The sequence below is a fragment of the Burkholderia sp. AU33803 genome (assembly GCF_002223095.1).
In the GTDB taxonomy this organism is placed as follows: Bacteria; Pseudomonadota; Gammaproteobacteria; order Burkholderiales; family Burkholderiaceae; genus Burkholderia.
Map to the genome: position 1 here is coordinate 2,649,401 of NZ_NKFJ01000006.1, position 25,642 is coordinate 2,675,042.

The following is a 25,642-nucleotide window of genomic DNA, read 5'->3' on the forward strand; positions in this document are numbered from 1 at the left end:
CGGCAGGATGGAAGGTTGGATGGGGATGGAATGGTCGCAGTGTAGCGCGCGATGCGCCGCCCGCGTCAAGCGGCGCTCGCCGGCGGCAAGCCGGCATTCTAGCCGAGCGCCGGCCGCATACTGTCAGGGATGGTCAGCGCGCGGCCGGCGCATGCCAATCGGCGAGACGGCTGTGCGATACTCCGGCGACCCGCCGCGCGACCGGGATCCCGGGGGATGACCGGACGGTACCGGCATCCGGCGCGGGCAGAAAACGACCTCGCAGCCCCGCTGCGGAAAAATGGCTGACAGAATGGAACGCGACGCCGTGCAAGTCTTCCGGGCAATCCATCACGAACAGGGGTGGCACGCGCCGAAACGCGTGCCCGGCCGCGCTGCCGGGCCGACATACCCCGCGCCCGGCGCCCGCCGTTGCCCGCTTCGCGGCCTTCGGAGCGCGCGATGATCGTCCTCAGCCATTTCAGTCACGACGCGCCCGCCAGCCTCGAGAATCACCGGCAATACGCGCAGGCGCACGGCTATCGCCACGCCATCGTCGACGCCTCCGCGATGCCGCACGCGCTGCCGCTGCGGCCGCTCCATCGCTACGAATCGCTGCTCCATGTGCTGCGCGGCGCGCAGCCCGACGAACTCGTGCTGCTGCTCAGCGAGGATGCGGCGATCATCGAGCCCGTCGCGCTCGATCGCCTGATGTGCGGCCGCGACATGCTGCTCGTCGACGCGTTCGCGCCCCCGTTGCCGCAGGTCGACGTGCAGATCTGGCGCAATACGGCGGCCGTGCGGGCGATCGTGATGCAGCTGGTGCAACGCTGCAAGCTCGGCAGCGAACCGCGGCTGACCTCGGAGGCCGCGCTGTTCGCGGCGCTCGACACGCATCACTACATGACCCCGATCGACGGGCTGTACCCGGTCATGCCGAGCAGCCCCGACCTCGATCCGATGTGGAGCCGCGAACCGACGTTCGCGATCAGCATCGACGACACGCCGCACGATCCCGAACGGAAAGGCGCGACGCCCCGTTTCCGCGACACGCTCGTCGCGTACGTCAATCGATGCCGTGCCGCCGGCCGGCCGATGTTCTCGTTCGATCACGATGCCGCCCATACGCCGGACGAAGCCGCCGAGCGCAGCACCTACAATCCGGGCCGCCCGATTGCGTTGATGACGCTCTACACGCCGAACATCGGCAGCTATGCGCGCGTCGCCGAACGGAATTTCCGGCGCTACTGCGAGACGCACGGCTACACGCTCTACGTGCATCGCGACATTCCGGCCGAGATCGGCCTGAACGCGACCGGCAACTGGTTCAAGCCGTGGCTGCTGCATGCGTACCTGCAGCATCACGAATGGGTCGTGTGGCTCGATGCCGACGTGCTGATCGCGGACCAGCAGAAAGCGCTGGCGCCGCTGCTCGAAGGGCGCGACTGGCTGCTCGCGCACGATCTCGGCCAGTGGGCGTTCAACTCGGGTGTGATGGCGTTCCGGCGCACCGCGCGCAACGACGCGATGCTGCGCGACATGATGACGACGATCGCCGCGCTGCACGACCGGTCGAGCGTCTATGCGAGCGACGGCGACCAGCTGCATTTCATTCGCGCGATGGAGCGCGACGGGCAATTGCACGGCGAAGGCGTGGCCGATCTCGTCAGCTTCAACACGCCCTGGCTGTTTCGCCGCGCGGACAGCTACATCGTCCACTACTACGGGATGTGGTCCGCGATGCGCGCGCTGATGATGGCGCACGACGACGGGGTGCTGCGCTGACACCGATGTTCGGAGCGGCACAACCCGCTGGATGACGACGATCCATTTCCCGAGCGACGGCGCTCATCGCGTGCCGGCGAGCCGCCGGCACGCCCGGGCCGCGGTCAGATCGCCGTAATCGTCGGCGCGACGGCGGCCGGATCGGTAAGGCTGGGCTTGCCGGTTTCGACGTGCCCCGCAATGCGTCGCGTCCACCCGGCATTCCCCGCCACCGCGAACTGCAGGTCGTACCAGTGGCTGCTGCACGACAGATCCCAGCGCGCCTCGATGCGCTGCCCCGCCGGCACCGTCAGCGTGCGCGGGGCGCTACCGTATGCGACATCGGTGGCCGTGACCGTGAGCGCGCCCGTACCCGCGTTGGCGATCGTCACGTACACGTCGCCGTTGGCCGTGTCGTAGCAAGGCGTGATTTCAGGCTTCGCGCCGGCATCCGCCGCGGCCGAACCCGCGAAGCGCCGGAAATAACCGTTCGGCCCCCACACGCTCACCAGGTAGTTGCCGTTCGCGTCGAGCGCCCAAGTATCGGTCAGCTGCTTGCCCGCTTCGACCGTATAGCGGCGCGGCATCGCGGTCGCGTCACCCGTATAGACCCAGAAGTGCGCGCCTTGCGTGCCGGTATTCGCGAACGTCAGCGCGTACCCTTGCGCCTGGAGCTGGCCGGTCACATGCAACTCGTACGGCAGCGCGCGCGCCGGCCGCGTGCCGGGCTCCTGCGCGGTCACGACCTGCTGCGCGGTGCTGGCCGGCGCGGTCTGCGACGACGCGCGCGAGCACTGCAGGTCCGCCTGCGCGACGTACGCCTGCGTGCTCGGCAGGGTCGGCAGCGTGGCATCCGATTTCGAGAAATCGAGCGCCGACGTCAGGTCGCCGCAGATCGCGCGCCGCCACGGCGAGATATTCGTTTCCATCACGCCGAAGCGCTTCTCGATGAATTGCAGCACCGACGTGTGATCGAACACCTGCGAGCAGACGAAGCCGCCCTTCGACCACGGCGAGACCACGAACATCGGCACGCGCGGGCCGAGGCCGTACGGCAGGTTGTCGGCGGTGTACGTGCCGGTCTGCGTCGACGTCACGACGTTGTGCCGCTCGAGCGACACGTCCACGGTGCTCATGCCCGAGCCCGGCAGCGTCGGCGCCGACGGCGGCACGACGTGATCGAAGAAGCCGTCGTTCTCGTCGTACATGACGAGCAGGACGGTCTTGCTCCACACATCCGGATTCGACGTCAGCGCATCGAGAATCGTCGACAGGTAGTACGCGCCGTACAGCGGCGTGAACTTCGGATGCTCCGAATACGCGGCGGGCGGCAGCAGCCACGACACCTGCGGCAGCGCGTTCGCCTGCACGTCGGCCTTCAGCTGCGTGATCGGACGCGTGCTCATCCCGCGCGTCTGCAGCGACGAACCGGCCGGCGCGTTCACGAAGTTGTTGAAGCACGCGAGCATGTTCGTGCCGTAGTTGCCGGTGAAGTTGTCGAACCCGGTGCCCTGCTGGTAGATCTGCCACGAGATGCCTGCTTTCTCGAGGCGCTCCGGGTAGGTCGTCCAGCTGAAGGGCGGCAACTGGACCTTGTCGAACTGGTTGTCGATGTAGTCGGTGTTGTCGAGCAGCGGGCCGCCGCCCGTGCCGAGCGGGTCGACCATGCCCGTCATCAGGTACATGCGGTTCGGGTGCGTGTTGCCGGGGATCGAGCAGAAGTAGTTGTCGCACACCGTGAACGCATCCGCGAGCGCGTAATGGAACGGGATGTCGTCGCGAACGTGATAGCCCATCGTCATGTTCGACTTCTGCACCGCCCATTGATCCGCGCGACCGTTGTCGATCGCGCCGTGCGTCGTCGCCCACGTATGCGGCAGGCCGCCGATGCACTGCGCGTTCACGCCCGGGTTGGTCGTGTCGTAGCGGAACGGCGCGATCACGCTCGTCTTGTCCTCCTGGCGCGGCTGGAACCACACCGGCTTGCCGTTCGGCAGCGTGACCGGGAAGCGGTCGTTGTAGCCGCGCACGCCGCTCAGGTGGCCGAGGTAGTGGTCGAACGAACGGTTCTCCTGCATGAACACGACGATGTGCTGGACATCCTGGATCGTGCCCGTGACGGTATTCGGCTCGATCGCCAGCGCCTTGCGGATCGATTCCGGCAGCAGTGCGGTGGCGGCGGTCGCGCCGGCGAGGCCGGCGGAGAACTTCAGAAAGTCGCGTCGCGAATGGGTGGCCATGCTGGTTGCTCTTGATTGGATTTCTGGTGGAAACGGCCGGGATCAGGAAGCGGGCGAGGAAGCAGGTGCGGTGAAACCGGGCGGGCAGTGCATCTGCGCGGTGGCGACCACGCCGCCGCCGCAGGCGGCCTTCTGCTGCGCGACGGGTGCGGCGGGTGCGGTCACGTCGTCGTTGCAGGCGCCGAGGAGTGCGGTCAGCGCGATCAGGCCAGCGACCGCGAAGGGCCGTAGGGCCGAGTTTCGCATAACGTCTCTCCGTGGATGTGATGACGTGACCCAGGCGCGGATGCGCTCCGGTCATATCGACGGCGAGATGCTAATTTCGACGTGTTACACGATGGTGTCGTGCGGCGGCAGAATCGGTGTGCGGCGGGTGAAAACACCCCTGGTGCGGAATGTGCGGCACGACATGGCATCAGCGCCGGCGAATTCGTAATTCAATCGAAAGCTTCGTACTACTGCCGCTTGTCGAGGCGATCGAAGCGGCGCTGTCGCAACCACCGGCGCGCGGTGAATCGCGACGCGCTTTGAGCGGGCCGGCAGCCGCCGGCCCGTGTACGACGAAAGCGCTGCTCAGCCTTCCGCCATCATCAGCAACTGCGCGCCATCCGACACCTGGTCGCCGACGCCGTACAGCACTTCCGCGACCACGCCCGCGCTCGGCGCGCCGATCGTGTGCTCCATCTTCATCGCTTCCATCACGATCAGCGGCGTACCGGCTTCGACCTTCTGGCCGGGCTCGACCAGCACCGCGATCACCTTGCCCGGCATCGGCGCGGTCAGGCGGCCACCGCCCTGCTCCGCGTCACCCGCATGCGCGAGCAGGTTGCGCCATTCGAACGTCTCGGCCGCGCCCTGCGTGAACACGTGGAAGTGGTCGCCGTCCGCATACACGCGGCCGCTGCTGCGCACGCCGCCGAGCGTCACGTCGAAATCGAGCGGCGTGGCGCCACGCGTCCACGCGAACGGTTGCGCGGCGGCGCCGCCAATCGCGACGCGCGTACCCGCGCCGTCGTCCTCGTACGTCACCGTCATGTCCGCGTCGCGCTCGGCCGCGTTCCATTCGAGCGTGCGGCGATAGCCGCCGTTCAGCCGCCAGTCCGGCAGCGCGCCCCACGGCGATGAACCCTGTGCACCCGCGCCGCGTTCGCGGGCGAGCAGCGCAGCACACGCGAGCGCCAGCATCGCGCGCGGCGGCTCCTGCGGCGCGAACAGCGCGTCGTGGTTGCGCTCGATCAGGCCCGTGTCGAGATCGGCGGTCGCGAACGGTGCGCACGCAACGATTCGCTGCAGGAACGCGGCGTTCGTATGCAGGCCGACCACTTCACAGGCACGCAGTGCGCGCAGCATCAGGCCCAGCGCTTCCGCACGGTCCGCGCCATGAACGATCAGCTTCGCGATCATCGGATCGTAGAACGGCGTGATCGCATCGCCTTCGCGCACGCCGCTGTCGACGCGCACCGATGCACCGATGGCGAACTCGACGCCGGCCGGCAGCCGCAGGTGCTTCAGCGTGCCCGTCGACGGCAGGAAGCCGCGCGCCGGGTTCTCCGCATAGAGGCGCGCCTCGAGCGCGTGGCCCTGCACGCGCAGTTCGTCCTGCTTCAGCGGCAGCGGCTCGCCGGAGGCGACGCGCAGTTGCCATTCGACGAGATCGAGCCCCGTGACCATCTCGGTGACCGGGTGCTCGACCTGCAGGCGCGTGTTCATTTCCATGAAGTAGAACGCTTCGCCCGTCATGATGAATTCGACGGTGCCCGCGCCGACGTAATTCACCGCGCGCGCAGCCGCGACGGCCGCCTCGCCCATCGCCTGGCGCACGTCGTCGTGCAAACCGGGCGCCGGCGCTTCCTCGAGCACCTTCTGGTGACGGCGCTGCACCGAGCAGTCGCGGTCGAACAGGTACACGGTGTTGCCGTGCGTGTCGCCGAACACCTGCACCTCGACGTGGCGCGGGCGCGTCAGGTACTTCTCGATCAGCACGCGATCGTTGCCGAAGCTGCTCGCGGCTTCGCGCTGGCACGATGCGAGCGCCGCCGGGAAATCGTCGGAGCGCTCGACCACGCGCATCCCCTTGCCGCCGCCGCCCGCGCTGGCCTTCAGCAGCACCGGATAGCCGATCGCGTCGGCTTCGCGATGCAGGTTGGCCGCGTCCTGGTCGTCGCCGTGATAGCCGGGCACGAGCGGCACGGCCGCCGCGTGCATCAGCGCCTTGGCGGCCGCCTTCGACCCCATCGCCGCGATCGCGTCGACCGGCGGCCCGATGAAGACGATGCCGGCCGCTTCGCACGCATGCGCGAAATCTTCGTTCTCCGACAGAAAGCCGTAGCCGGGGTGGATCGCCTGCGCGCCGGTGGCGCGCGCGGCATCGATGATGCGCTCGATGCGCAGGTAGCTGTCTGCCGCGGCCGAGCCGCCGATGTGCACGGCCTCGTCGCACGCGGCCACGTGTTTCGCGTTCGCGTCCGCGTCGGAATAGACGGCGACGCTCGCGATCCCGAGACGTTTGCACGTCGCGGCGACGCGGCACGCGATTTCGCCGCGGTTGGCGATCAGAATCTTGTCGAACATGGCTTCGGTGTCGTCCGGAAAGAGGGGGTCACGCGCGCTGCGCGATCATTCACGCCACGACGGCGTGCGCTTTTCGAGGAAGGACGCAATCCCTTCGCGCGCTTCCGCGCCGGCGCGGGTGCGCGCGATCCAGTCGGCGGTCTGCTCGATCAGCGTCGCGTCGAGCGGCCGGCCGGCCACGTCGGCGACGAGCCGCTTGCACGCCTTCACCGCGTCGGGGCCGTTCGCGACCAACGTCGCGGCCAGCTTCGCGACGGTGTCGTCGAGCGCGTCGGCCGGCACCGCGTCGTGAATGAAACCGAGCGACGCCGCGCGCGCGCTGTCGAACACCTCGGCCGTCGTGAAGTAGCGGCGCGCCGCGCGCTCGCCCATCGCGCGTACCACGTACGGCGCGATCGTCGCGGGGATCAGCCCGAGCCGCGCTTCCGACAGGCAGAATTTCACGCCGTCGGCGGCGATCGCGATGTCGGCCGCCGCCACCAGGCCCACGCCGCCCGCATACGCATCGCCATGCACGCGTGCGATCACCGGCTTGCCGCAGCGATGGATCGCCTCGAGCATCCGCGCGAGCTTGCGCGCATCGGCACGGTTCTCGTCGTCCGAGTAACCGGCCATCTTCTTCATCCAGTTCAGGTCCGCGCCCGCGCAGAACGCCGCGCCTTCCGCGGCAAGCACGATCGCGCGGACGCCTTCGTGCGCGTCGAGCCATTCGAACGCAGTGGTCAGCTCGGCGATCGTCGTCTCGTTGAACGCATTGCGCACGTCGGGACGTGCGAGCGTGACGGTCGCCACGCGGCCGGCTTCGCTTACCTTGATCGTTTCGTATCGCATCGTTCAGCCCTCCCGGCCGTTACATGCGGAACACGCCGAAGCGCGTGTCTTCGATCGGCGCGTTCATAGACGCGGCGAGGCCGAGGCCCAGCACGTCGCGCGTCTGCGCGGGGTCGATCACGCCGTCGTCCCACAGCCGCGCGCTCGCGTAATACGGATGGCCCTGGCGTTCATACTGGTCGCGGATCGGCTGCTTGAACGCATCCTCTTCCTCGGCCGACCACGAACCGCCCTTCGCCTCGATGCCGTCGCGGCGCACCGTCGCGAGCACCGACGCGGCCTGCTCGCCGCCCATCACCGAGATGCGCGCGTTCGGCCACATCCACAGGAAGCGCGGGCCGAATGCGCGGCCGCACATCCCGTAGTTGCCGGCGCCGAACGAGCCGCCGATGATCACCGTGAACTTCGGCACCTTCGCGTTCGACACGGCCGTCACCATCTTCGCGCCGTGCCGTGCGATGCCTTCGTTCTCGTACTTGCGCCCGACCATGAAGCCCGTGATGTTCTGCAGGAACACGAGCGGAATCTTGCGCTGGCAGCACAGCTCGATGAAGTGCGCGCCCTTTACGGCCGATTCGGAGAACAGGATGCCGTTGTTCGCGACGATCCCGACCGGGTGGCCCCAGATGTGCGCGAAGCCCGTGACGAGCGTCGTGCCGTAGCGCGCCTTGAATTCGTCGAATTCCGAATCGTCGACGATGCGCGCGATCACCTCGCGCACGTCGAACGGCTTGCGCGTATCGACCGGAATCACGCCGTACAGGCTCTTCGCGTCGTAGCGCGGCGGCTTCGGCTCGCGCAGCGCGACCGGCGGCGCGATCTTCGGTGCGAGGTGGCTGACGATGTTGCGCGCGATCGACAGCGCATGCGCGTCGTTCTGCGCGAGATGGTCGGCCACGCCCGACAGGCGCGTATGCACGTCGCCGCCGCCGAGATCCTCGGCGCTCACTTCCTCGCCGGTCGCGGCCTTCACGAGCGGCGGCCCGCCGAGGAAAATCGTGCCCTGCTCCTTCACGATGATCGACTCGTCGCTCATCGCCGGCACGTACGCGCCGCCCGCCGTGCACGAGCCCATCACGACGGCGATCTGCGCGATCCCCGCCGCCGACATCGTCGCCTGGTTGAAGAAGATGCGGCCGAAGTGGTCGCGATCGGGAAACACGTCGTCCTGGTTCGGCAGGTTCGCGCCGCCGGAATCGACGAGATACACGCACGGCAGCCGGTTTTCGGCGGCGATTTCCTGCGCGCGCACGTGCTTCTTCACGGTGACCGGGTAATACGTGCCGCCCTTGACCGTCGCGTCGTTGCACACGATCACGCATTCGCGGCCCGCGATGCGGCCGATCCCGGTGATGACGCCCGCGCCCGGCGCGTCGTCGTTGTACATGCCGTTCGCCGCGAGCTGCGAGAACTCGAGGAACGGCGCGCCCGGATCGAGCAGTTGCGCGATGCGGTCGCGCGGCAGCAGCTTGCCGCGCGACAGGTGCTTGTCGCGCGCGGCCTGGCCGCCACCCTGCGCGAGCTGTTCGATCTTCGCGCGCAGGTCGGCGACGACCGCCTCGAGCGCGGCGGCATTCGCGCGGAAGTCTTCCGAGCGCGGGTTCAGTTTCGATTCGATGATCGGCATCGACGGGGCTCCGTTCGCGTGACGTGGGGCGTTACAGCGTTTCCGCGAACAGCTCGCGGCCGATCAGCATCCGGCGGATCTCGCTCGTGCCGGCGCCGATCTCGTACAGCTTCGCGTCGCGCCACAGGCGCCCGACCGGGTATTCGTTGATGTAGCCGTTGCCGCCGAGGATCTGGATCGCCTCGCCGGCCATCCACGTCGCCTTCTCGGCCGTGTAGAGGATCACGCCCGCGCAGTCCTTGCGCACCTGGCGGATGTGGTCGCTGCCGGCCGAGTCGAGGTGGCGGCCGACCGCGTACAGGTACGCGCGGCAGGCCTGGAACGTGGTGTACATGTCGGCGACCTTGCCCTGGATCAGCTGGAATTCGCCGATCGCCTGGCCGAACTGCTTGCGGTCGTGGATATACGGCACCACCGCGTCGAGGCACGCGGCCATGATGCCCGTCGGGCCGCCCGACAGCACCGCGCGCTCGTAGTCGAGGCCGCTCATCAGCACCTTCACGCCGCCGTTGAGCTGGCCGAGGATGTTCTCCTCCGGCACTTCGACGTCCTGGAACACCAGCTCGCCGGTGTGCGAGCCGCGCATGCCGAGCTTGTCGAGCTTCTGCGCGACCGAGAAGCCCTTCATCCCCTTCTCGACGATGAATGCGGTGATGCCGCGCGGGCCGGCTTCGAGGTCGGTCTTCGCGTAGACCACCAGCGTGTCGCAATCGGGGCCGTTGGTGATCCACATCTTCGTGCCGTTCAGCACGTAGCGGTCGCCGCGCTTGTCGGCGCGCAGCTTCATGCTGACGACGTCGGAGCCCGCGTTCGGCTCGCTCATCGCGAGCGCGCCGATGTGTTCGCCCGACACGAGCTTCGGCAGGTATTTCTGCTTTTGCGCTTCCGTGCCGTTGCGGTGGATCTGGTTCACGCACAGGTTCGAGTGCGCGCCGTACGACAGGCCGATCGACGCCGATGCGCGCGAGATCTCTTCCATCGCGACCATGTGCGCGGTGTAGCCCATGTTCGCGCCGCCGTATTCCTCGGCCACCGTCATGCCGAGCACGCCGAGATCGCCAAACTTCTTCCACAGATCCATCGGAAACTGGTCGGTGCGGTCGACCTCCGCCGCGCGCGGGGTGATTTCCTTCGCCGCGAACGTCGCGACGGCGTCGCGCAGCATCTCGATGTCTTCACCGAGCATGAATTGCACACCGGGCAGGTTGATCATGTCTCCTCCGTCTCCAGAAAGTGTGTGGCACTCACCGATTTCTGAGTTTCGCTCAAATCGAATGAATACCCATATTCATTGACCGATACAGCATTAATTTGGCACAGTTTCGCGCCTCGCCGGGTTCGGCGTCAATAGTTTTTTGAGTGATACTCAGATATCATGCCGAGATGACAGCCGCTACCGCCGACCCCATGACCGCCACCGTCAAAGCCGACCGCGCCGATCCCTCGCGCGCGCCCGCCGGGCGCAAATCCCAGCAACGCGTGCAGGACATCCTGCGCGCCGGCCGGGAAGTGTTCGCCGAAAAAGGTTACGAGCATGCGACGGCCGCCGAGATCGCGCAGCGCGTGGGCGTGTCGGAGGCGACGGTGTTCAGCTATTTCCGCGGCAAGCGCGAGCTGTGCGCGCGCGTCATCGCGGATTGGTACGACGAAAACATCGCCGCATTCGAGGCAGGGATGCCGCAGGACGCGTCCGTGCAGCAGCAGTTCGCGTTCATCGTGCGCACCCACCTGCGGCTGATGCTGGTGAACGGCACGGGCCTGTGCGCGCTGGTGCTGTCGGAAGGCCGCGCGAAGCAGCATGCGCTGAGCGACGAGCTCACCGCGCTGCAGCGCCGCTACACCGCGCCGCTGATGGATGTGCTCGCGCGCGGCCAGGCGGCCGGGCAGGTGCGCACCGACCTGCCGCTGAGCCTGCTGCGCTCGATGGTGTTCGGGCCGATCGAGCACGTGCTGTGGGATGCGATCCTCGGGCACCGCAAGCTCGATACGGAAACGACGGCCACGCAGCTCGTCGACATGCTGTGGGCGGCCGTGCAGCCGCCGGCGCCGGAACAGGCGGCGCTCGTGCGCTTCAGGAACGAAGTGGCGGAAGCCGTGCGGCGGCTGGAAGGCGACAGCCCGCGCGGGTGACGCGCGGCGGGCAGCGCGCCCGCCGCTTCCCCGCCGCTGCCGGGGGTCGAGGGTGTTTACGACTCGTCGCCGACGCGCAGCGGCGCGCGGCTCTGCTCGTTGTTCAAATGGACGAACTTGCGCAACAGGCGCACCAGTTCCTGCGAATCGTCCTCCCCCATCCCGTCGAACAGGCCGGCACGCAATTCCTTCACCGACGGAATCAGATGCGTGAGCAGTTCGACGCCCGCCGGCGTCAGCAGCAAGCGGCGCTGACGCCGCGGCAGCACTTCGCGCACGATCAATCCTTTCGCTTCGAGCCGGACCGCGAGATCGGCGGTGGTCGACGTGTCGAGCGCGACCCGCTGCGCGAGCGTCACCTGATCGAGCCCCGGGCACTCGTACAGCATCCGCAGGACCGCGTACTGCACCGGCGTCACGTCCCGGCCCAGCTTCTCGTAGAACATTGCAACCGCGATCTGGTGCGCGCGCCGGATCAGGTGCCCGGGTTCGTCGTACAGATCGAGCGGGAAAACCGGCAGGTCGGCGGGATTCGTTTTTTCCATGAATGAGTCGATGACATAAACGGCGCATGCCGGTTGCACGCGCCGACGGCATGGCGCTGCCTCGCGCCATTTCCCGGGAAAACCAGTATACCGCCCGCCTTGCTCCCGCCAATCTCGATGAATACACTGAATCTCATTCAGTACACGGAATGAAGAGATGCCGCGTACCGGCGGCATCGACCTGAAGGAGACGACGAACGTGTTTCTCAAGAATGCTTGGTACGTGGCGTGCACGCCCGATGAAATCGACGGCAAGCCGCTGGGCCGCCAGATCTGCAACGAGTCGATGGTGTTTTACCGCGCGGCGGACGGCCAGGTCGCGGCGCTCGAGGACTTCTGCCCGCACCGCGGCGCGCCGCTGTCGCTGGGATTCGTGCGCGACGGCGTGCTCGTGTGCGGCTATCACGGGCTGGAAATGGGCTGCAACGGCAAGGCGGCCGGCATGCCGGGCCAGCGCGTCGGCGGCTTCCCGCCGATTCGCAGCTTCCCGGTGGTGGAGCGATACGGATTCATCTGGGTCTGGCCGGGCGATGCGTCGGCAGCCGATCCCGCCAAATTGCCCGTGCTGGCGTGGGCGGAAGACCCGGCCTGGGCCCACGGCGGCGGCCTGTATCACATCCGCTGCGACTACCGGCTGATGATCGACAACCTGATGGACCTCACGCACGAAACCTACGTGCATGCGTCGAGTATCGGTCAGAAGGAAATCGACGAAGCACCGCCGAAGACCACCAGCCACGGTGACGAAATCGTCACGAGCCGCTTCATGGAGAACGTGATGCCGCCGCCGTTCTGGCAGATGGCGCTGCGCGGCAACGGGCTGGCCGACGACGTGCCGGTCGACCGCTGGCAGATCTGCCGCTTCGCGCCGCCGAGCCACGTGATGATCGAAGTCGGTGTCGCGCATGCGGGCCACGGCGGCTACGACGCGCCGGCCGACCTGAAGGCGTCGTCGATCGTCGTCGATTTCATCACGCCCGAGACGGACACCTCGATCTGGTACTTCTGGGGGATGGCGCGCAACTTCCGGCCCGACGATCACGCACTGACCGCCGAGATCCGCGAAGGCCAGGGCAAGATCTTCGCCGAGGATCTCGAGATGCTCGAGCGCCAGCAGCTCAACCTGGAGAAGTGGCCCGATCGCAAGCTGCTCAAGCTCAACATCGACGCCGGCGGCGTGCTGTCGCGCAAGGTGATCGAGCGGCTGCTCGCCGACGAGCTCGCGTCGAGCCCGTCGCGGCCCGTGATTCCGGTCGCGCAGATCAAGGAGGCGTCATGAGCACCGCGACGCTGACGGTCCGCGTGGCCCGCAAGTGGCAGGAAGCACGCGACATCTGCGGCTTCGAATTCGTCAGCGATGACGGCTCGCCGCTGCCGCGCTTCGACGCCGGCGCCCATATCGACGTGCATCTGCCGGGCGGCCTCGTGCGCCAGTATTCGCTGTGCAACCACCCGGAGCAAGGCGATCGCTATCAGATCGCCGTGCTGCGCGATGTCGACGGCCGCGGCGGGTCGCGCGCCATTCACGACGCCGTCCGGCAAGGCGATACCGTGCGGATCGGCGTGCCGCGCAATCAGTTTGCGCTCGCCCCCGACGCGCCGCACCACCTGCTGCTCGCAGGCGGGATCGGCGTCACGCCGATCCTCAGCATGGCGGAGCGGTTGTTCTCGTCCGGCGGCGCATTCGACATGCATTACTGCGCACGCTCGACCGACCGCATGGCCTTCGTCGAGCGGATCAACGCGGCCGGGTTCCGTGATCGTGCCCGCTTCCACGTCGACGACGGCACGCCCGAGCAACGCTTCGACCTGGCCGCCGTGCTCGCCGCGGCGCCCGAAGGCACGCACCTGTACGTATGCGGGCCGCGCGGCTTCATGGATGCGGTGTTGAGCGGAGCGCGCGAGCGCGGCTGGGCGGAAGCGCGACTGCACTATGAGTTCTTCGGTGGCGCGGTGGCGGCGTCCGCCGCGGATCGCGCGTTCCAGGTACGGATCGCGAGCAGCGGCCAGGTCATCGACGTGCCGGCCGAATGCACGGTCATCGCCGCACTGGCGGCCAACGGCGTCGACGTGCTGACGTCGTGCGAGCAAGGCGTGTGCGGCACATGCGTGACACGCGTGCTGCAAGGCGAGCCCGATCACCGCGATGCGTATCTGACCGACGAGGAAAAAGCCGCCGGCGACCAGTTCATGCCCTGCTGCTCGCGCGCACGAACCGACCTGCTGGTACTCGACCTGTAGACGGACACGCCCGACCCGAGGCGGCCCACCCCCACAATGGAGACGATCAATGGCGCAATCTGCCCGGCCATCAATCAATACTGCTAAATTCCCGGTCGACCGATGGTGGGTCGCCTCGCTGTCGTCCGAACTGACGGACAAACCCGTCGCCCGCACGCTGCTCGGCCATCCGGTCGTCCTGTTCCGGTTGCCGTCCGGGGAAGTCGGTGCGCTGGAGGATCGCTGCTGTCACAAGTCGCTGCCGCTGTCGTGCGGCTCGCTCGAAGCACGCGGGCTGCGCTGCGGCTATCACGGCTTGCTGTTCGACCGCGGCGGTGCATGCGTGGAGATTCCCGGGCAGGACCGGATTCCGGCCAAGGCGTGCGTGTCGTCGTATCCGGTGCAGGAGCAGGACGCGATCGTGTGGATCTGGATCGGCGCCGACGCGCACGCTCGACCGACCTGCGCGCCGCCCCGCTACGCGTTCCATACGGATCCGCAATACCGGTTCGGCGGCGGCCAGTACCATTACGACGCGCCGTATCAACTGATTCACGACAACCTGATGGACCTGAGCCACCTCGGCTATGTCCACCTGAAAACGATCGGCGGCAACGCGCCGCTGCACATGGGCGCGGAAACGCGCGTCAGCAGCGACGGCGACACGGTGACGCTGGTGCGACGAATGCCGGATTCCGTCCCGCCGCCGACCTACACCGCCGCATGGCCGTTCGCGGCCCGCGTCGATCGCTGGCAGGAAATCGAGTTCCACGTGTCGCACATCCGCATCTGGACCGGCGCGATCGACGCCGGCACCGGCGACCTGCACGATCCGGCGCGCGGCGGCCTTCACATGCGCGGCTTCCACGGCATCACGCCCGAAACGGAAACGACAACGCACTACTTCTGGACCGTCGCGACCAATCCGCAGCACGACGTCGAGCGCATCGCGCAAACGGTCATCGAGCAATCCGCGGCGACGTTCGACGAGGACAAGGCCGTGATCGAAGCGCAATACCGGAATCAGCTGCGCTTTCCGAACGGTCGCCAGCTCGACATTCACGTCGACGCGGGCCCCAATCGTGCGCGGCGCGTGATCGAGCGGCTGCTGCTGCAACCCGAGCCCGCTTAAGCATCTTGCCGGCGCACTGGCGGTGCCTGCCGGCCGCAGCGGGTGGTCGCCGAGGATGCCCGTCAGCCCACGCATTCGCTTTTGTCCCATTCGCTACCGCCGGCTTCGATGCCATCCCATTTGATTAGTCATACTATTTGATGAAGGGTCTTTGACGTGAGCGCAAATATCCGCAATACGATCGACGAATCCCCGATGAGCGCGTTCCAGACGATGGCCGTCACGGCCTGCGTCGTGCTGAACATGCTCGATGGCTTCGATGTGCTGGCCGTCGCGTTTGCCGCGCCACACCTGGCGGCCGAATGGAAACTGAGCGGCAAGGAAATCGGCCTGCTGCTGAGTGCCGGGCTGGCCGGCATGGGCATCGGCTCGGTGCTGATCGCGCCGCTGGCCGACCGCGTCGGCCGCCGCCGCATCATCCTGCTCTGCCTCGCCGTGATCTCGACCGGGATGCTCGCCTGCGCGGCCACCCACAGCACGCTGCAACTCGCCGTTGCGCGTGCGTACACGGGGCTCGGCATCGGCGGCATGCTGGCGAGCCTGACCGTGATCAGCGGCGAGTACGCATCGAGCCGATGGCGCAGCGCCGCGATCGGCATGCAGTCGGCCGGCTACGCGATCGGCGCCACCGCTGGCGGCGTCATCGCCGGCTATCTGCTGTCGACGTGGGGATGGCGCAGCGTGTTCGCGTTCGGCGGCATCCTGACCTTGCTGTCGATCCCGATGGTGCTCGCGCTGCTGCCGGAATCGCTCGATTTCCTGCTGGCGAGGCGTCCGGACCACGCGCTGCAGAAAATCAATCGCATCCTCTCAAGGATGAAGCGCGCACCGATCGACGCGCTGCCGCCCGCGGCCTCGTCGATCGACACCGCAAGCCCCACGTCGAGCTGGACGGCCGTGCTGCGCGCACCGCTCGCGCGCCGCACGATCGCGTTGTGGATCGCGTTCTTCCTCGTGATGGGCAGCTTCTACTTCGTCGTGAGCTGGACGCCGAAGCTGCTGGTCCAGGCCGGGCTGTCGCCATCGCAGGGCGTCACCGGCGGCGTCCTGCTCAACCTTGGCGGCATTGCGGGCGCCTCGCTCTTCAGCCTGCTGTCGACGCGCGTCGGCCTGCGCAACCTGCTGGGCGCGACCCTGCTGCTCGGCGGCGCGCTGATGGTCGTGTTCGGCGCGAACACCGGCTCGCTCGGCATCGGGATGGCCGTCGCGGTGTTCCTCGGCGCGGTGATCAATGCGTGCGTGGCCGGCATGTATGCGCTGTCGCCGACGCCGTACCCCGCCGAAATCCGCACGACCGGCATCGGCCTCGCGGTCGGCATCGGCCGCCTCGGCGCGATCCTGTCGCCGATGACGGTCGGTGCGTTGCTGGACGACGGCTGGTCCGTGTCCCATCTCTATCTCGCGTTCCTCGTGCCGATGGCCGGCGCGGCAATCGCCGTCGCCGTAGTGGGCGCGCATACCGCGGCACCGCGCCCGCAACGCGACCCGGCGATGTCGTAACACGCGACGCCAGCCGTCTCGCCGATACCTGTCGGCACCCCGGATTCGTCCGGGTCACCATAAAAATCGATAAGCATAACTACATACTGTTTGGAGACAGCCATGAAAAAGAAACTGGGCGTCGCGCTCGCGGCGGCAATGGCACTGGCCGGACCGGCCTGCGCGCAAAGCAGCGTCACGCTGTACGGGATCATCGATACCGGCGTGTCCTACTACAACAACGCCGCGCACGGCGGATCGTTCACGGGCATGCCGACGCTGACCGGCGAGGTGCCGTCACGGTGGGGGCTGAGAGGCACGGAGGATCTCGGCGGCGGCTACCAGGCCTTCTTCGTGCTCGAAAACGGTTTCCAGCCCGGCACCGGCGCACTGAACTACGGCGGGCGCCTGTTCGGACGACAGGCAAACGTCGGCGTGAATAGTCCGTTCGGCGCGCTGACCCTCGGGCGCCAGATGAACATGTCGATGATCGTGCTGACCAATGCCGACGTGATCGGCCCGTCGATTCACTCGATGGCGGATTTCGATTCCTATCTGCCGAACGCGCGCAGCGACAATGCGATCGGCTACAAGGGCACGTTCCACGGCGTGACGCTCGGCGCCACCTACAGCTTCGGCCGCGACGCGGCCGGGCCGGCGGGTCCGTCGGCGACGGGCTGTGCCGGGCAGGTGCCCGGCGACATCGTCGCCTGCCGCCAGTACACGGCGATGCTCGCGTATGACGCGAGCAACTTCGGGCTCGCCGCATCGCACGACGTGATGCGCGGCGGCGGCGGCGCGCTCGCGCCGCTGAACAATCCCGCGTACACCGACACGCGGGACATCGTCGCCGGCTACGTGAAGATCGGCCCGGCGAAACTGGGCGCCGGGTGGATCCGCCGCAATCTCGCGGCGGCCGAACACCTGCAAGCCGATATCGTGTTCGCGGGCGGCACGTACTACGCGACGCCCTACCTCGCGCTCGACCTGCAAGGCGTACGCTACCTGCAGCGCCGCGAAAACAGCGAAGGCGGCACGAACGCCACGCTGCTTGTCGGCCGCGCAAACTATTTCCTGTCGAAGCGGACGACCGTCTACACGTCGGTGGGCTACATGTTCAACAGCACGCTGGCGGCGAACGCGGTCGCCGCCGGCGGAACGGTCGGGACCGGGATGAACCAGCTCGGCGTGATGGCCGGCATCCAGCAGAAGTTCTGAACGCCGGCCCCCGCGCCGGCCCGGGGTCAGTTGGCGAGGCGGCAGTGCGAGAGCTTCAACCCCGGCAGCACCGGTGCATCGATATAGCCTTCGTTCACGCAGCTGAAGCGGAACGCCGCCGACGTGACGAACGGCTTGATCTCGCCGCCGGGGAATTTGGGCTTCAGCGCATCCTGGTCAGCCACATCGAAATGCGTGTCGAACTGTTCGCCGTCGGCCGTCAGCGCGCCGAAATAGGTGCCGCCCGGGTCGCCGCCCATCCGGATCACGGCGCCGACGAACAGGAGGCGCTTGCCGTCGTACTTCGTCTTCGCGGCGGCCATGTCCTGCGTATAAGCCTCGATCACGGCGCCGTAATGCGCGTCGATCGCGGGCTCGGAGTCCGACGCGGCGCAGGCGCTCTGGCAAACGCCCGCCAGCATCGTGCATGCCGCAAGCGCGGCCGCCGCGAACGGCGCGGAAATCTTTTTCATGGGTGGTCTCTCGTCTAGCGTGGTGGTTGAAGTGATTGAAGCCCGGCACTTGCGCCGGACGAATTCGCTTCCGTTGGTTTAATCGTTCGAATGGCGGAACACGGCTGCGATCACTTCTCCACCCGCATGGTCGTGTGCGGTGCGCAGCGTCGCGCTGAACGCGACGTGACAGGAAGGTGACATGGTGCGGCCCCCGGCTCTCTCATTGAATTTCACTGCGTCTGATTTTGGTCGCTACGGTAGCAGACGGCCAACGGCCCGGCAACCAAGGTCTCCGTGGCGCAGACCCCCTCATTACAATTGCAAATGATTCTCATTACATATATTATTCGCGTCCTGGTCATGGCAAACGCCGCGGCCCGCGCCCCGATCCTTAGCACTCCGTCCTGTATCGATTCATGCCATCCCGCCGAACACCCCGCCGCGCCCGGACCCTGCGTCCGTGGCGCACGAGCCTGCCTGCCCTGATCACCCTGTGCGTCGCGAGCGGCACGCATGCGTCCGCCGCCGAACGCGCTGACGACGAACGCGTCGCTGCCGCTCCCACACCCGCGCCGCCGGCCGCGCACGAACTCCCGGCGATCAGCGTCAGCGCGTCGGCAACCGCCGATCCGACGGTCGGCTATCAGCCGCGCACCACGAGCATCGCGGGCGGCGACACCCGTTCGATCAAGGAGATTCCTCAATCGGTCGCGGTGGTCAGCAGCAGCGTGATGCAGGACCAGCAGGCGCGCACGCTCGACGACGTGCTCGGCAACATCAGCGGCGTCACGCAAACGAACACGCTCGGCGGCACGCGCGATGCGTTCATCAAACGCGGCTTCGGGTCGAACAACGACGGCTCCGTGCTCGTCGACGGCGTGCGCACGCCGGTGCTGCACAGCTATCTGGCGACGATCGACCGCGTCGAAGTGCTGAAGGGCCCGGCGTCGCTGCTCTACGGGATGCAGGATCCCGGCGGCGTGATCAACCTCGTCACGCGCAAGCCGGAAGACGCCTTCGGCGGCTCGATCTCGGCCTCGCGCACGAGCCACGGCGGCAGCAGCGCGACGTTCGATCTCACGGGCCCGCTCGGCAAGCCGGGCCAGGTCGCGGGCGGCACGCTCGCGTTCCGGCTGACCGGCCAGTACGACACGAGCCGCTACTGGCGCAGCTTCGGCCGCCAGCGCGACGCGCTGATCGCGCCCGCGCTGTCGTGGCACGACGCGAACACGTCGATCGACGTCAGCTACCAGTACGTCGACTATACGACGCCGTTCGATCGCGGCACCGTGCTCGTGAACGGCCAGCTCGACGATGCGCTCCGCTATCGCCGCTACGAGGAAGCGTGGTCGCAGAGCACCGGCATCCAGGAAACGCTGCGTGCGCGCGTCGAGCACCGCTTCTCCGATGCGTGGCGCGTGCGTGCAACCTACGGCTGGGGCCGCGATCGCTACGATCAGCACATTACCCGCGCCACCGCATTCAACAGCACCACCGGCGCACTGATGCGCTCGTCCGATGCGAATCTCGGGCGCAACGACTCCGACCAGATCGCGACGCTCGGGCTGCTCGGCAACGTGACGCTCGCCGGGATGCACCACGCGATCTACATCGGCGGCGAATACGAGCGGCAGCGCAGCTTCCGCGGCGACACGATCCGCGGCAAGGCGACGAAGGGCTTCAATCTTTACGATCCCGTGTACGACCTGCTCGCGCCGGGCGGCATACCCAACCCGAAGCAAAGCGATTCGCGCTCGGTGGTGCATGCGTATTCGACGATCGTGCAGGACTCGGTGAAGCTCACCGACCGGCTCACCGCGGTGGGCGGGCTGCGCTGGGAAAACTGGCAGCAGGAATCGGGGATGGGGCGGCCGTTCGTGTTCGCCGACCGCTCGCGCGGCACCGTGTGGCTGCCGCAGTTCGGGCTCGCCTATGCGCTCACGCCGGCGTTGACCGCCTACGCGAACGTGAGCCGCTCGTTCAAGCCGAACGTCGCCACGAACGTCGCGGCGCCGCTCGCACCGGAATACGGCCGCGTGCTCGAGGCCGGGCTGAAGTTCAGCCTGAAGCCGGCGATCACCGGCACGCTCGCGGTCTACCAGATCGACAAGCGCAACGTCGCGGTCACGGTCGGCGATCTGACGTCGACGATCGGCACTGCGCGCTCGCGCGGGATCGAGCTCGACGTCGCGGGGCAGATCACGCGCCACCTGAGCGTGATCGGCAGCTACGCGTACACGAATGCGACCGATCGCGACAGCAACACGCCGCTAACCAACGTTGCGCGCCATACGGGCAGCCTCTTCGCGGTATACGATACGGCGATCGCGAACCTGCCCGGCCGCTGGCGCTTCGGCGGCGGCGCACGTCTGGTCGGCACCCGCTCCGGCGACACCGCGAACAGCTTCACACTGCCCGGCTATGTGACCGTCGACGCGTTCGCGGCGTACGAAACGACGATCGGCAAGTTCCCGACGCGCTTCCAGCTCAACGTGAAGAACCTGCTCGACAAGACCTACTACCCGTCGAGCAACAACAACCTGATCATCGCGGTCGGCGAGCCGCGGCTCGTCACGCTGACGACGACGGTGTCGTTTTGATGGGCTGATGCCCCGATGCGGGCATGGGCTGGCCGGCAAGCGGCGGCTCACCCGCAAACCCGCATCGGCGGCAGCGTTCCACGCTCGCTCAGCCATTCCCCCTCTCCCTCTCAGCGCAGCACCCCGGCCACTTCACGACCGATCGATTGCTGCAAGCCCGTGCGCATCGCGTCGAACAACAACGCGGCGACGAAACACCGCTCTATCATCCGGCGCAACAGGAACGACGGCGAAGCGCCTCGTTGCTCTTCGCCAACACCCGCGCCAGATTCTTCTTGACCCGCATCCTGCGCAACACCCGACGCCATCCTCCACACGCGTCCCCGGCCCCCGCTTCGCCGCCCGCAGAAATGCATCCGAGCAATGCAATTCCGCCGGCTCCAGAACCGCATCGCACGCCGTAATATCGCCTCCGGCCTTTTCCCAGGGCCGCTCAACGCGCGTCGTCACTTCGATCCGCTCGCGCGTCCCGCCCCAACCACCCAGCGACCATGTCCCACTTCTCACTCATCCTCGTCGTCTCCCTGTTGAGCGCCTTTGGCCTGATCGCGTCCGACGTCTACCTGCCCGCGATGCCGTCGATGGCCCACGCGTTCTCGATCGGCGCATGGCAGATGCCGCAGACGGTATCGGTCTACCTGATCGCGCTCGCCTGTGCGCAACTGTTCTACGGCCCGCTCTCCGATCGATGGGGACGCAAACCGATGCTGACGGCCGGCATCCTCCTGTACATAGTGGGCTCGATCGGCTGCGCAAGCGCCGGCGGCTTCGCGAGCTTTCTCGGCTGGCGCGTGCTCGAAGCGATCGGCGCGGCGTCCGGTCTCGTCATCGGTCGCGCAATCATTGCCGACACCTGCGACAAGAACGCATCCGCGAAGGTATACAGCATCGTGTATCCGCTCGTGTCGCTGTCTCCGGCAATCGCGCCCGCGATCGGCGGATATCTGGCGGCATGGTTCGGGTGGCGCAGCGACTTCATGTTCGTCGCCGTGTTTGGCGCAGTGGCGCTCGCGCTCGTCCAGCTTCTCCTGAGAGAAACGCGGCCGGCCGTCACGCCGGGGCAACATCGCGCCATGCCGCTGGCCGGCTTCGCCGACGTGCTCGGGGATCGGGCCTTCATCCGGTACACGCTCGTCGTCTGTGCGATCTATTGCGCGTGGTTCGTCTACCTGACGCAGTCGCCATTCATCTTCTCCGGCCTGGGCCTGTCTGAACAGCAAAGCGGCTGGCTCTATCTGCCGCTGACCGCCGGCATCATTGCCGCCAACATACTCTCGCGCCGCATGCTCGACCGGATCTCCTACGATGCGATCGTCGTAGCCGGCGTCGGCTGCTTCGTGGCCGGCGGCATCGCGTTCGCGCTTTGCGAGTCGTCGCACATCAAGGGCATCATCGCGATCGTGTTGCCGATGTTCGTCGTCAGCCTGTCGAACGGATCGTCGCTGTCGCTCGCCGTGTCGGGCGCCATCGCGAGCGAACACGGACGTGCGGCCACGGCGTCCGGGCTCGTCGGCTTCTTCCAGATCGGCAGTGCGTCGCTCGCGGCCACCGTGTCCAGCGGCCTGCTCGGTACCGGCAGCCATGTGCTCGCGACGGCCATCCCGTTCTTTGCGATCGTCGCGGCGGTCGCGATCGTGCCTCGCTGGTATGCCATGCGACGCACGCTCTCGATGCGAAAAAACCTGCCGCGTTAAGCACCGGCACCGCGCCGCCGAGAGCACGACCGCTATCGATAGCGGTCGAATGAAGCAGCAATCTCGGCGGTAACGGCCCGAACGCGCGCCGTCCGGTTCAGGTCCGTATTCGACACGAGCCAGACCTGATACGGCGCGGCTCGCGTCCTGTCGGGCCAGATTCGCACGAGCGAATCATCCTCCTGCGCCATATACACCGGCAGTTCACCGATGCCGATGCCCGACCGGATCGACGTGGCCAGCATCAGGCTCGAACTCACTTGCGCAACGATGCGCCCGCGTTCCATCGACTCGCCGCACAGCGTGTCGCCCTGGTTGGACGTGATGGAAGGTTGATAGACGACCAGGTCATGCCCGTCGAAAGCCGATCCGATCGTGGGCGCGCCATGTGCATCCAGATACTCGCGGCTCGCGAACAGCCCGACCTCCCACTCGGCCAGCTTCCGGCGGACGAGATCGGGGTTTTCCGGCATCACGGTTCGAATCGCGAGATCGGCATCGCGCCGGGTCAGGTTGAGCACCTGCACCGACGTCGTCAGGATCACGTGTATCGCAGGGCATTTCTGTCGCAACGACCGTATCGCGGGCACGACGAAATCCATCGCGAGGGAGTCGGTCGTCGTCACCCGGACCTCGCCTTCGAGCCGATCGTCCGAGCCGTGGACGCGACGCTCGAAGTCGCTCGCCGCCTGTTCCATTGCTTCCGCGGCCTGCAGCGAATGCCCGCCGACCTGCGTCACGACATAACCGGACGACGTCTTGAGAAACAGCTTGGCGCCCAGCACCTTTTCCAGTGCCGTCAGCCGTCGCCCCACGGTGGCCTGATCGACATCCAGCACGGCCGCGGCTTCGCGCAGCGTCCCGGTGCGATGAACGGCCAGAAAAACGCGGGCATCGTCCCAGTTCATGAATGACGCTCTCTCTCGGTAAGGCAGGGTTGTGTTGGTTGGCCGCAATTATACAAGTCGCCTTACTCACCCGATTTCAATAATCAGGTTTCCATATCAATAGGTTGAAATCGTTCGACAAGCGCAAAATCCAGGCCGTGCCGTACGCGACCGCACGGCCTGCACATTCACGGATGCCAGCGATACACGATCATGCTCGTGCCGTTGTAGTTGTCCTTCGTGATCACGTATTCGCCGGTCGAGCGCAGGTACGCGCGGATCCCGTACATCGAATCGACGTCGTTGCCGACGTCCATCGCCGACGTGTTCGAGTTGGTCAGCGTCGTCACGAGCGCGCCGGTGTTGAGATCGAACACGTCGACATTCGGCACCGTGTGCACGTAGCCGACGAACAGGTAGTGGCCGGCCGCCGCGATCGATTTCGGGTTCGCGCTCGTCAGGTTGATCACCGGGTTCGGTGCGGTCGTATTGCCGTTCTTCCAGCCGTGATACACCTCGATGTGCCCGTTCATCGCGGTCCAGTCCCAGTTGTTCGCGAGACCCTGCGCGAGGATCATCGTGTCGCTGTCCGCCTGGTAGATGATCCGCGTCGTCGGCGCCACGGTGCTCGGCACCGGCGTCGTCACCGGCTTGCCCCACGACGGCTTGCCGGTCGCATCGAAGCCCGTCATCGGGTAGCGGGTAATCGCGTTGGAGCCGTTCAGCCCGGCCCACACGTCGCCGTTGCCGTCGATGTCGAAACCGGTCGTGACCTGCAGCGTCGTGTTGAACGGCTTGCCCGGCAGCGAGCCGGCCGGGTTCGCGATGTAGCCGGTCGCCGGCGTGAAGTAATAGAAATTGAAGTTGCCGGGGTTCTGGCCCGACGCGACGAGAATCCGGTTGCCGCCCACCATCACGAGCTGGCCGAAATGCTGGCCGCGCTGGTAGTCGTTCATGTCGAGGCGCGGGTCCTTCGGATAGGTGAACGGGTCGACCGTGTTCGCGACGAACGTGCCGCCCGCCGAGCCCGTATACACGTTGTTGCCGCTGTAGAAGAACGCGCCGTCGGTCGCCGGGTCGGGCGCGGCGATCGCCTCGAAGTTCAGCGCCTGCAACTTCCATTGCAGCGCGCCCGTCGGGCTGTACGCATGAAGATCGGTGCTGCCGTTGCGCCCGAGATCCCAGCCGCCGCCCCACGCGTTGTTCAGCACGTACAGGTTGCCGCCCGAATCCTTGCCGATGCCGACCACGCGCGTGAAGCGCTTGTCGCCGACCTGCCCCTTGATGCCCGAGGTCGTGTCGAGATAGCCGCCCTGCACGCCGAACGTGCCGATCTGCTGCGGCAATCCGGCGAGGCTGTAGAGCTTGATGTTCATGTCCGGGCCCTGGTCGCCCACCAGCAATTGCCCCGTCGACGCGTCGAAATACAGCGCCGACGGCCGCGCGCCGGCCGCCATCTGGATCGTGTTCAGTAGCGTGCCGGTCGCGCTGTACTGCACGACCACGCCCGCGCTCATGCGCGCGACCCACAGGTTGCCCGCCGCATCGAGCGCCAGCGCGCCGGGCCCGGTCACGCCGATGTCGCGCTGCCAGACGCCGTCGGTCGTATAGACGCGCACGCGGTTGCCGTAGAAGTCGCTCGCGTACAGCAGGTTGCCGGCCGTCGCGAGGCCGGTGATCACGTCCGGGTTCTGGAGGCCCGTCCACGTGCTGACCGGGATACGCAGGTCGCGTTTGTTCGTACTGCGATCGTAGCGGCCGACGGAGCCACTGCCAAAGGTGCGGTTGTAGCCGAGCGCGACGAAGATCGACGTCGCGTTGCCGGTAATCGCGCCGCCCTGGAATTCGTCGTGGATACCGATCGTGCCCATTGTCTGGCCGTTCTGGTAGAGCGCGACGCCGCCCGCGTTCTCGTCCCAGCGCGACGACGTGTAGATCACGCCCTCGGGCGCAACCCACATCGAGCGCGCGGCGTTGCCGACGTGCTGGGCCAGCGTGCCGTACGTGTTCGCGAGCCAGTCGGTCGAGTATTGCACCTGCGCGTGGCTCGCCGGCGCCAGCATTGCCATGCACATTCCCAGCAACGCCGCCCGAATTTGTTTCATTGACATGAATAATGCTCCCGAACGTTCAATGGTCGACACTGTAAATCGCGGCACGTGAAATATTGGTGATTCCGGCTAAAGCACATTCGCCGCCATACCGAATTATTCACTCCGTTCTTTTTGCCGTCCGGCGCTTTTCCGTCAACGATGGTCAAACCCGCTCAC

The 25,642-nt window shown here is 66.9% G+C and carries 20 protein-coding genes; 9 read left to right on the forward strand and 11 right to left on the reverse strand.

From position 1 onward, the window contains the following. The first annotated feature begins 441 nt into the window (after positions 1-441). Entirely contained in the window at positions 442-1,764 is a 1,323-nt protein-coding gene (locus CFB41_RS29230) for a galactosyl transferase GMA12/MNN10 domain protein (RefSeq protein WP_089458856.1), read from the forward strand. Positions 1,765-1,868: 104 nt separating this feature from the next. Here the strand turns inward: CFB41_RS29230 and CFB41_RS29235 are convergent, their stop codons facing one another. From CFB41_RS29235 to CFB41_RS29260, 6 genes are all read right to left on the reverse strand, one after another. Further along, positions 1,869-3,983, reverse strand: coding sequence for a phosphocholine-specific phospholipase C (locus tag CFB41_RS29235; RefSeq protein WP_089441658.1), 2,115 nt, complete (start codon positions 3,981-3,983; stop codon positions 1,869-1,871). Between the two features lie 42 nt (positions 3,984-4,025). Next, positions 4,026-4,229 (reverse strand): hypothetical protein, encoded by a 204-nt coding sequence (locus CFB41_RS29240; protein ID WP_039339629.1) that lies wholly within the window; start codon positions 4,227-4,229, stop codon positions 4,026-4,028. Positions 4,230-4,556: 327 nt separating this feature from the next. Further along, complete coding sequence (locus CFB41_RS29245; protein ID WP_089458857.1) at positions 4,557-6,554, reverse strand: acetyl/propionyl/methylcrotonyl-CoA carboxylase subunit alpha; 1,998 nt, start codon at positions 6,552-6,554, stop codon at positions 4,557-4,559. Positions 6,555-6,599: 45 nt separating this feature from the next. Further along, on the reverse strand, positions 6,600-7,385 hold the full coding sequence (locus CFB41_RS29250; RefSeq protein WP_089441656.1) for an enoyl-CoA hydratase/isomerase family protein: 786 nt from the start codon (positions 7,383-7,385) through the stop codon (positions 6,600-6,602). 19 nt (positions 7,386-7,404) lie between these two features. After that, positions 7,405-9,012, reverse strand: coding sequence for a carboxyl transferase domain-containing protein (locus CFB41_RS29255; RefSeq protein ID WP_039339637.1), 1,608 nt, complete (start codon positions 9,010-9,012; stop codon positions 7,405-7,407). Between the two features lie 31 nt (positions 9,013-9,043). Then, positions 9,044-10,225 (reverse strand): isovaleryl-CoA dehydrogenase, encoded by a 1,182-nt coding sequence (locus CFB41_RS29260; RefSeq protein WP_089458858.1) that lies wholly within the window; start codon positions 10,223-10,225, stop codon positions 9,044-9,046. 170 nt (positions 10,226-10,395) lie between these two features. Between CFB41_RS29260 and CFB41_RS29265 the strand changes: the two genes are divergently transcribed. Beyond that, positions 10,396-11,142, forward strand: a complete 747-nt coding sequence (locus CFB41_RS29265) for a TetR/AcrR family transcriptional regulator (RefSeq protein WP_089458859.1) — start codon at positions 10,396-10,398, stop codon at positions 11,140-11,142. 56 nt (positions 11,143-11,198) lie between these two features. Here CFB41_RS29265 and CFB41_RS29270 read toward each other — a convergent pair whose 3' ends face one another. Beyond that, positions 11,199-11,687 (reverse strand): MarR family winged helix-turn-helix transcriptional regulator, encoded by a 489-nt coding sequence (locus CFB41_RS29270; RefSeq protein ID WP_089426730.1) that lies wholly within the window; start codon positions 11,685-11,687, stop codon positions 11,199-11,201. Positions 11,688-11,886: 199 nt separating this feature from the next. Between CFB41_RS29270 and CFB41_RS29275 the strand changes: the two genes are divergently transcribed. From CFB41_RS29275 to CFB41_RS29295, 5 genes are all read left to right on the forward strand, one after another. Further along, a complete protein-coding gene (locus tag CFB41_RS29275) occupies positions 11,887-12,966 on the forward strand; it encodes an aromatic ring-hydroxylating dioxygenase subunit alpha (RefSeq protein ID WP_089459034.1) in 1,080 nt (359 codons plus the stop codon). Further along, a complete protein-coding gene (locus CFB41_RS29280) occupies positions 12,963-13,928 on the forward strand; it encodes a PDR/VanB family oxidoreductase (protein ID WP_089458860.1) in 966 nt (321 codons plus the stop codon). Before CFB41_RS29275 ends, CFB41_RS29280 begins: the two co-directional genes overlap by 4 nt. A gap of 49 nt (positions 13,929-13,977) precedes the next feature. Continuing rightward, on the forward strand, positions 13,978-15,039 hold the full coding sequence (locus tag CFB41_RS29285) for a Rieske 2Fe-2S domain-containing protein (protein ID WP_089458861.1): 1,062 nt from the start codon (positions 13,978-13,980) through the stop codon (positions 15,037-15,039). A 156-nt stretch (positions 15,040-15,195) separates the two neighbouring features. Then, positions 15,196-16,539 (forward strand): MFS transporter, encoded by a 1,344-nt coding sequence (locus CFB41_RS29290; RefSeq protein ID WP_089458862.1) that lies wholly within the window; start codon positions 15,196-15,198, stop codon positions 16,537-16,539. 102 nt (positions 16,540-16,641) lie between these two features. After that, positions 16,642-17,736 carry a porin gene (locus CFB41_RS29295; protein ID WP_089458863.1) on the forward strand — a complete coding sequence of 365 codons (1,095 nt, stop codon included), beginning with the start codon at positions 16,642-16,644 and terminating at the stop codon, positions 17,734-17,736. A gap of 26 nt (positions 17,737-17,762) precedes the next feature. Here CFB41_RS29295 and CFB41_RS29300 read toward each other — a convergent pair whose 3' ends face one another. Further along, positions 17,763-18,209, reverse strand: coding sequence for a hypothetical protein (locus CFB41_RS29300; protein ID WP_089458864.1), 447 nt, complete (start codon positions 18,207-18,209; stop codon positions 17,763-17,765). A 398-nt stretch (positions 18,210-18,607) separates the two neighbouring features. Here CFB41_RS29300 and CFB41_RS29305 point away from each other — a divergent pair, with 398 nt between their 5' ends. Continuing rightward, positions 18,608-20,791 (forward strand): TonB-dependent siderophore receptor, encoded by a 2,184-nt coding sequence (locus tag CFB41_RS29305; RefSeq protein ID WP_089458865.1) that lies wholly within the window; start codon positions 18,608-18,610, stop codon positions 20,789-20,791. Positions 20,792-20,901: 110 nt separating this feature from the next. On the opposite strand, the gene CFB41_RS37815 is transcribed toward CFB41_RS29305, so the two are convergent. Further along, the gene (locus tag CFB41_RS37815) at positions 20,902-21,099 is read right to left on the reverse strand and encodes a hypothetical protein (protein WP_143329482.1); all 198 of its coding nucleotides are present in this window, start codon (positions 21,097-21,099) and stop codon (positions 20,902-20,904) included. A gap of 183 nt (positions 21,100-21,282) precedes the next feature. Between CFB41_RS37815 and CFB41_RS29310 the strand changes: the two genes are divergently transcribed. Then, positions 21,283-22,485: a multidrug effflux MFS transporter gene (locus tag CFB41_RS29310; RefSeq protein ID WP_089458866.1), complete on the forward strand. Its 1,203-nt coding sequence runs from the start codon at positions 21,283-21,285 to the stop codon at positions 22,483-22,485. 32 nt (positions 22,486-22,517) lie between these two features. On the opposite strand, the gene CFB41_RS29315 is transcribed toward CFB41_RS29310, so the two are convergent. Both CFB41_RS29315 and CFB41_RS29320 read right to left on the reverse strand, forming a co-directional pair. Continuing rightward, positions 22,518-23,393 (reverse strand): LysR family transcriptional regulator, encoded by an 876-nt coding sequence (locus CFB41_RS29315; RefSeq protein ID WP_089458867.1) that lies wholly within the window; start codon positions 23,391-23,393, stop codon positions 22,518-22,520. A 167-nt stretch (positions 23,394-23,560) separates the two neighbouring features. Further along, complete coding sequence (locus CFB41_RS29320) at positions 23,561-25,483, reverse strand: SMP-30/gluconolactonase/LRE family protein (protein ID WP_089458868.1); 1,923 nt, start codon at positions 25,481-25,483, stop codon at positions 23,561-23,563. Between the last annotated feature and the right edge of the window lie 159 nt (positions 25,484-25,642).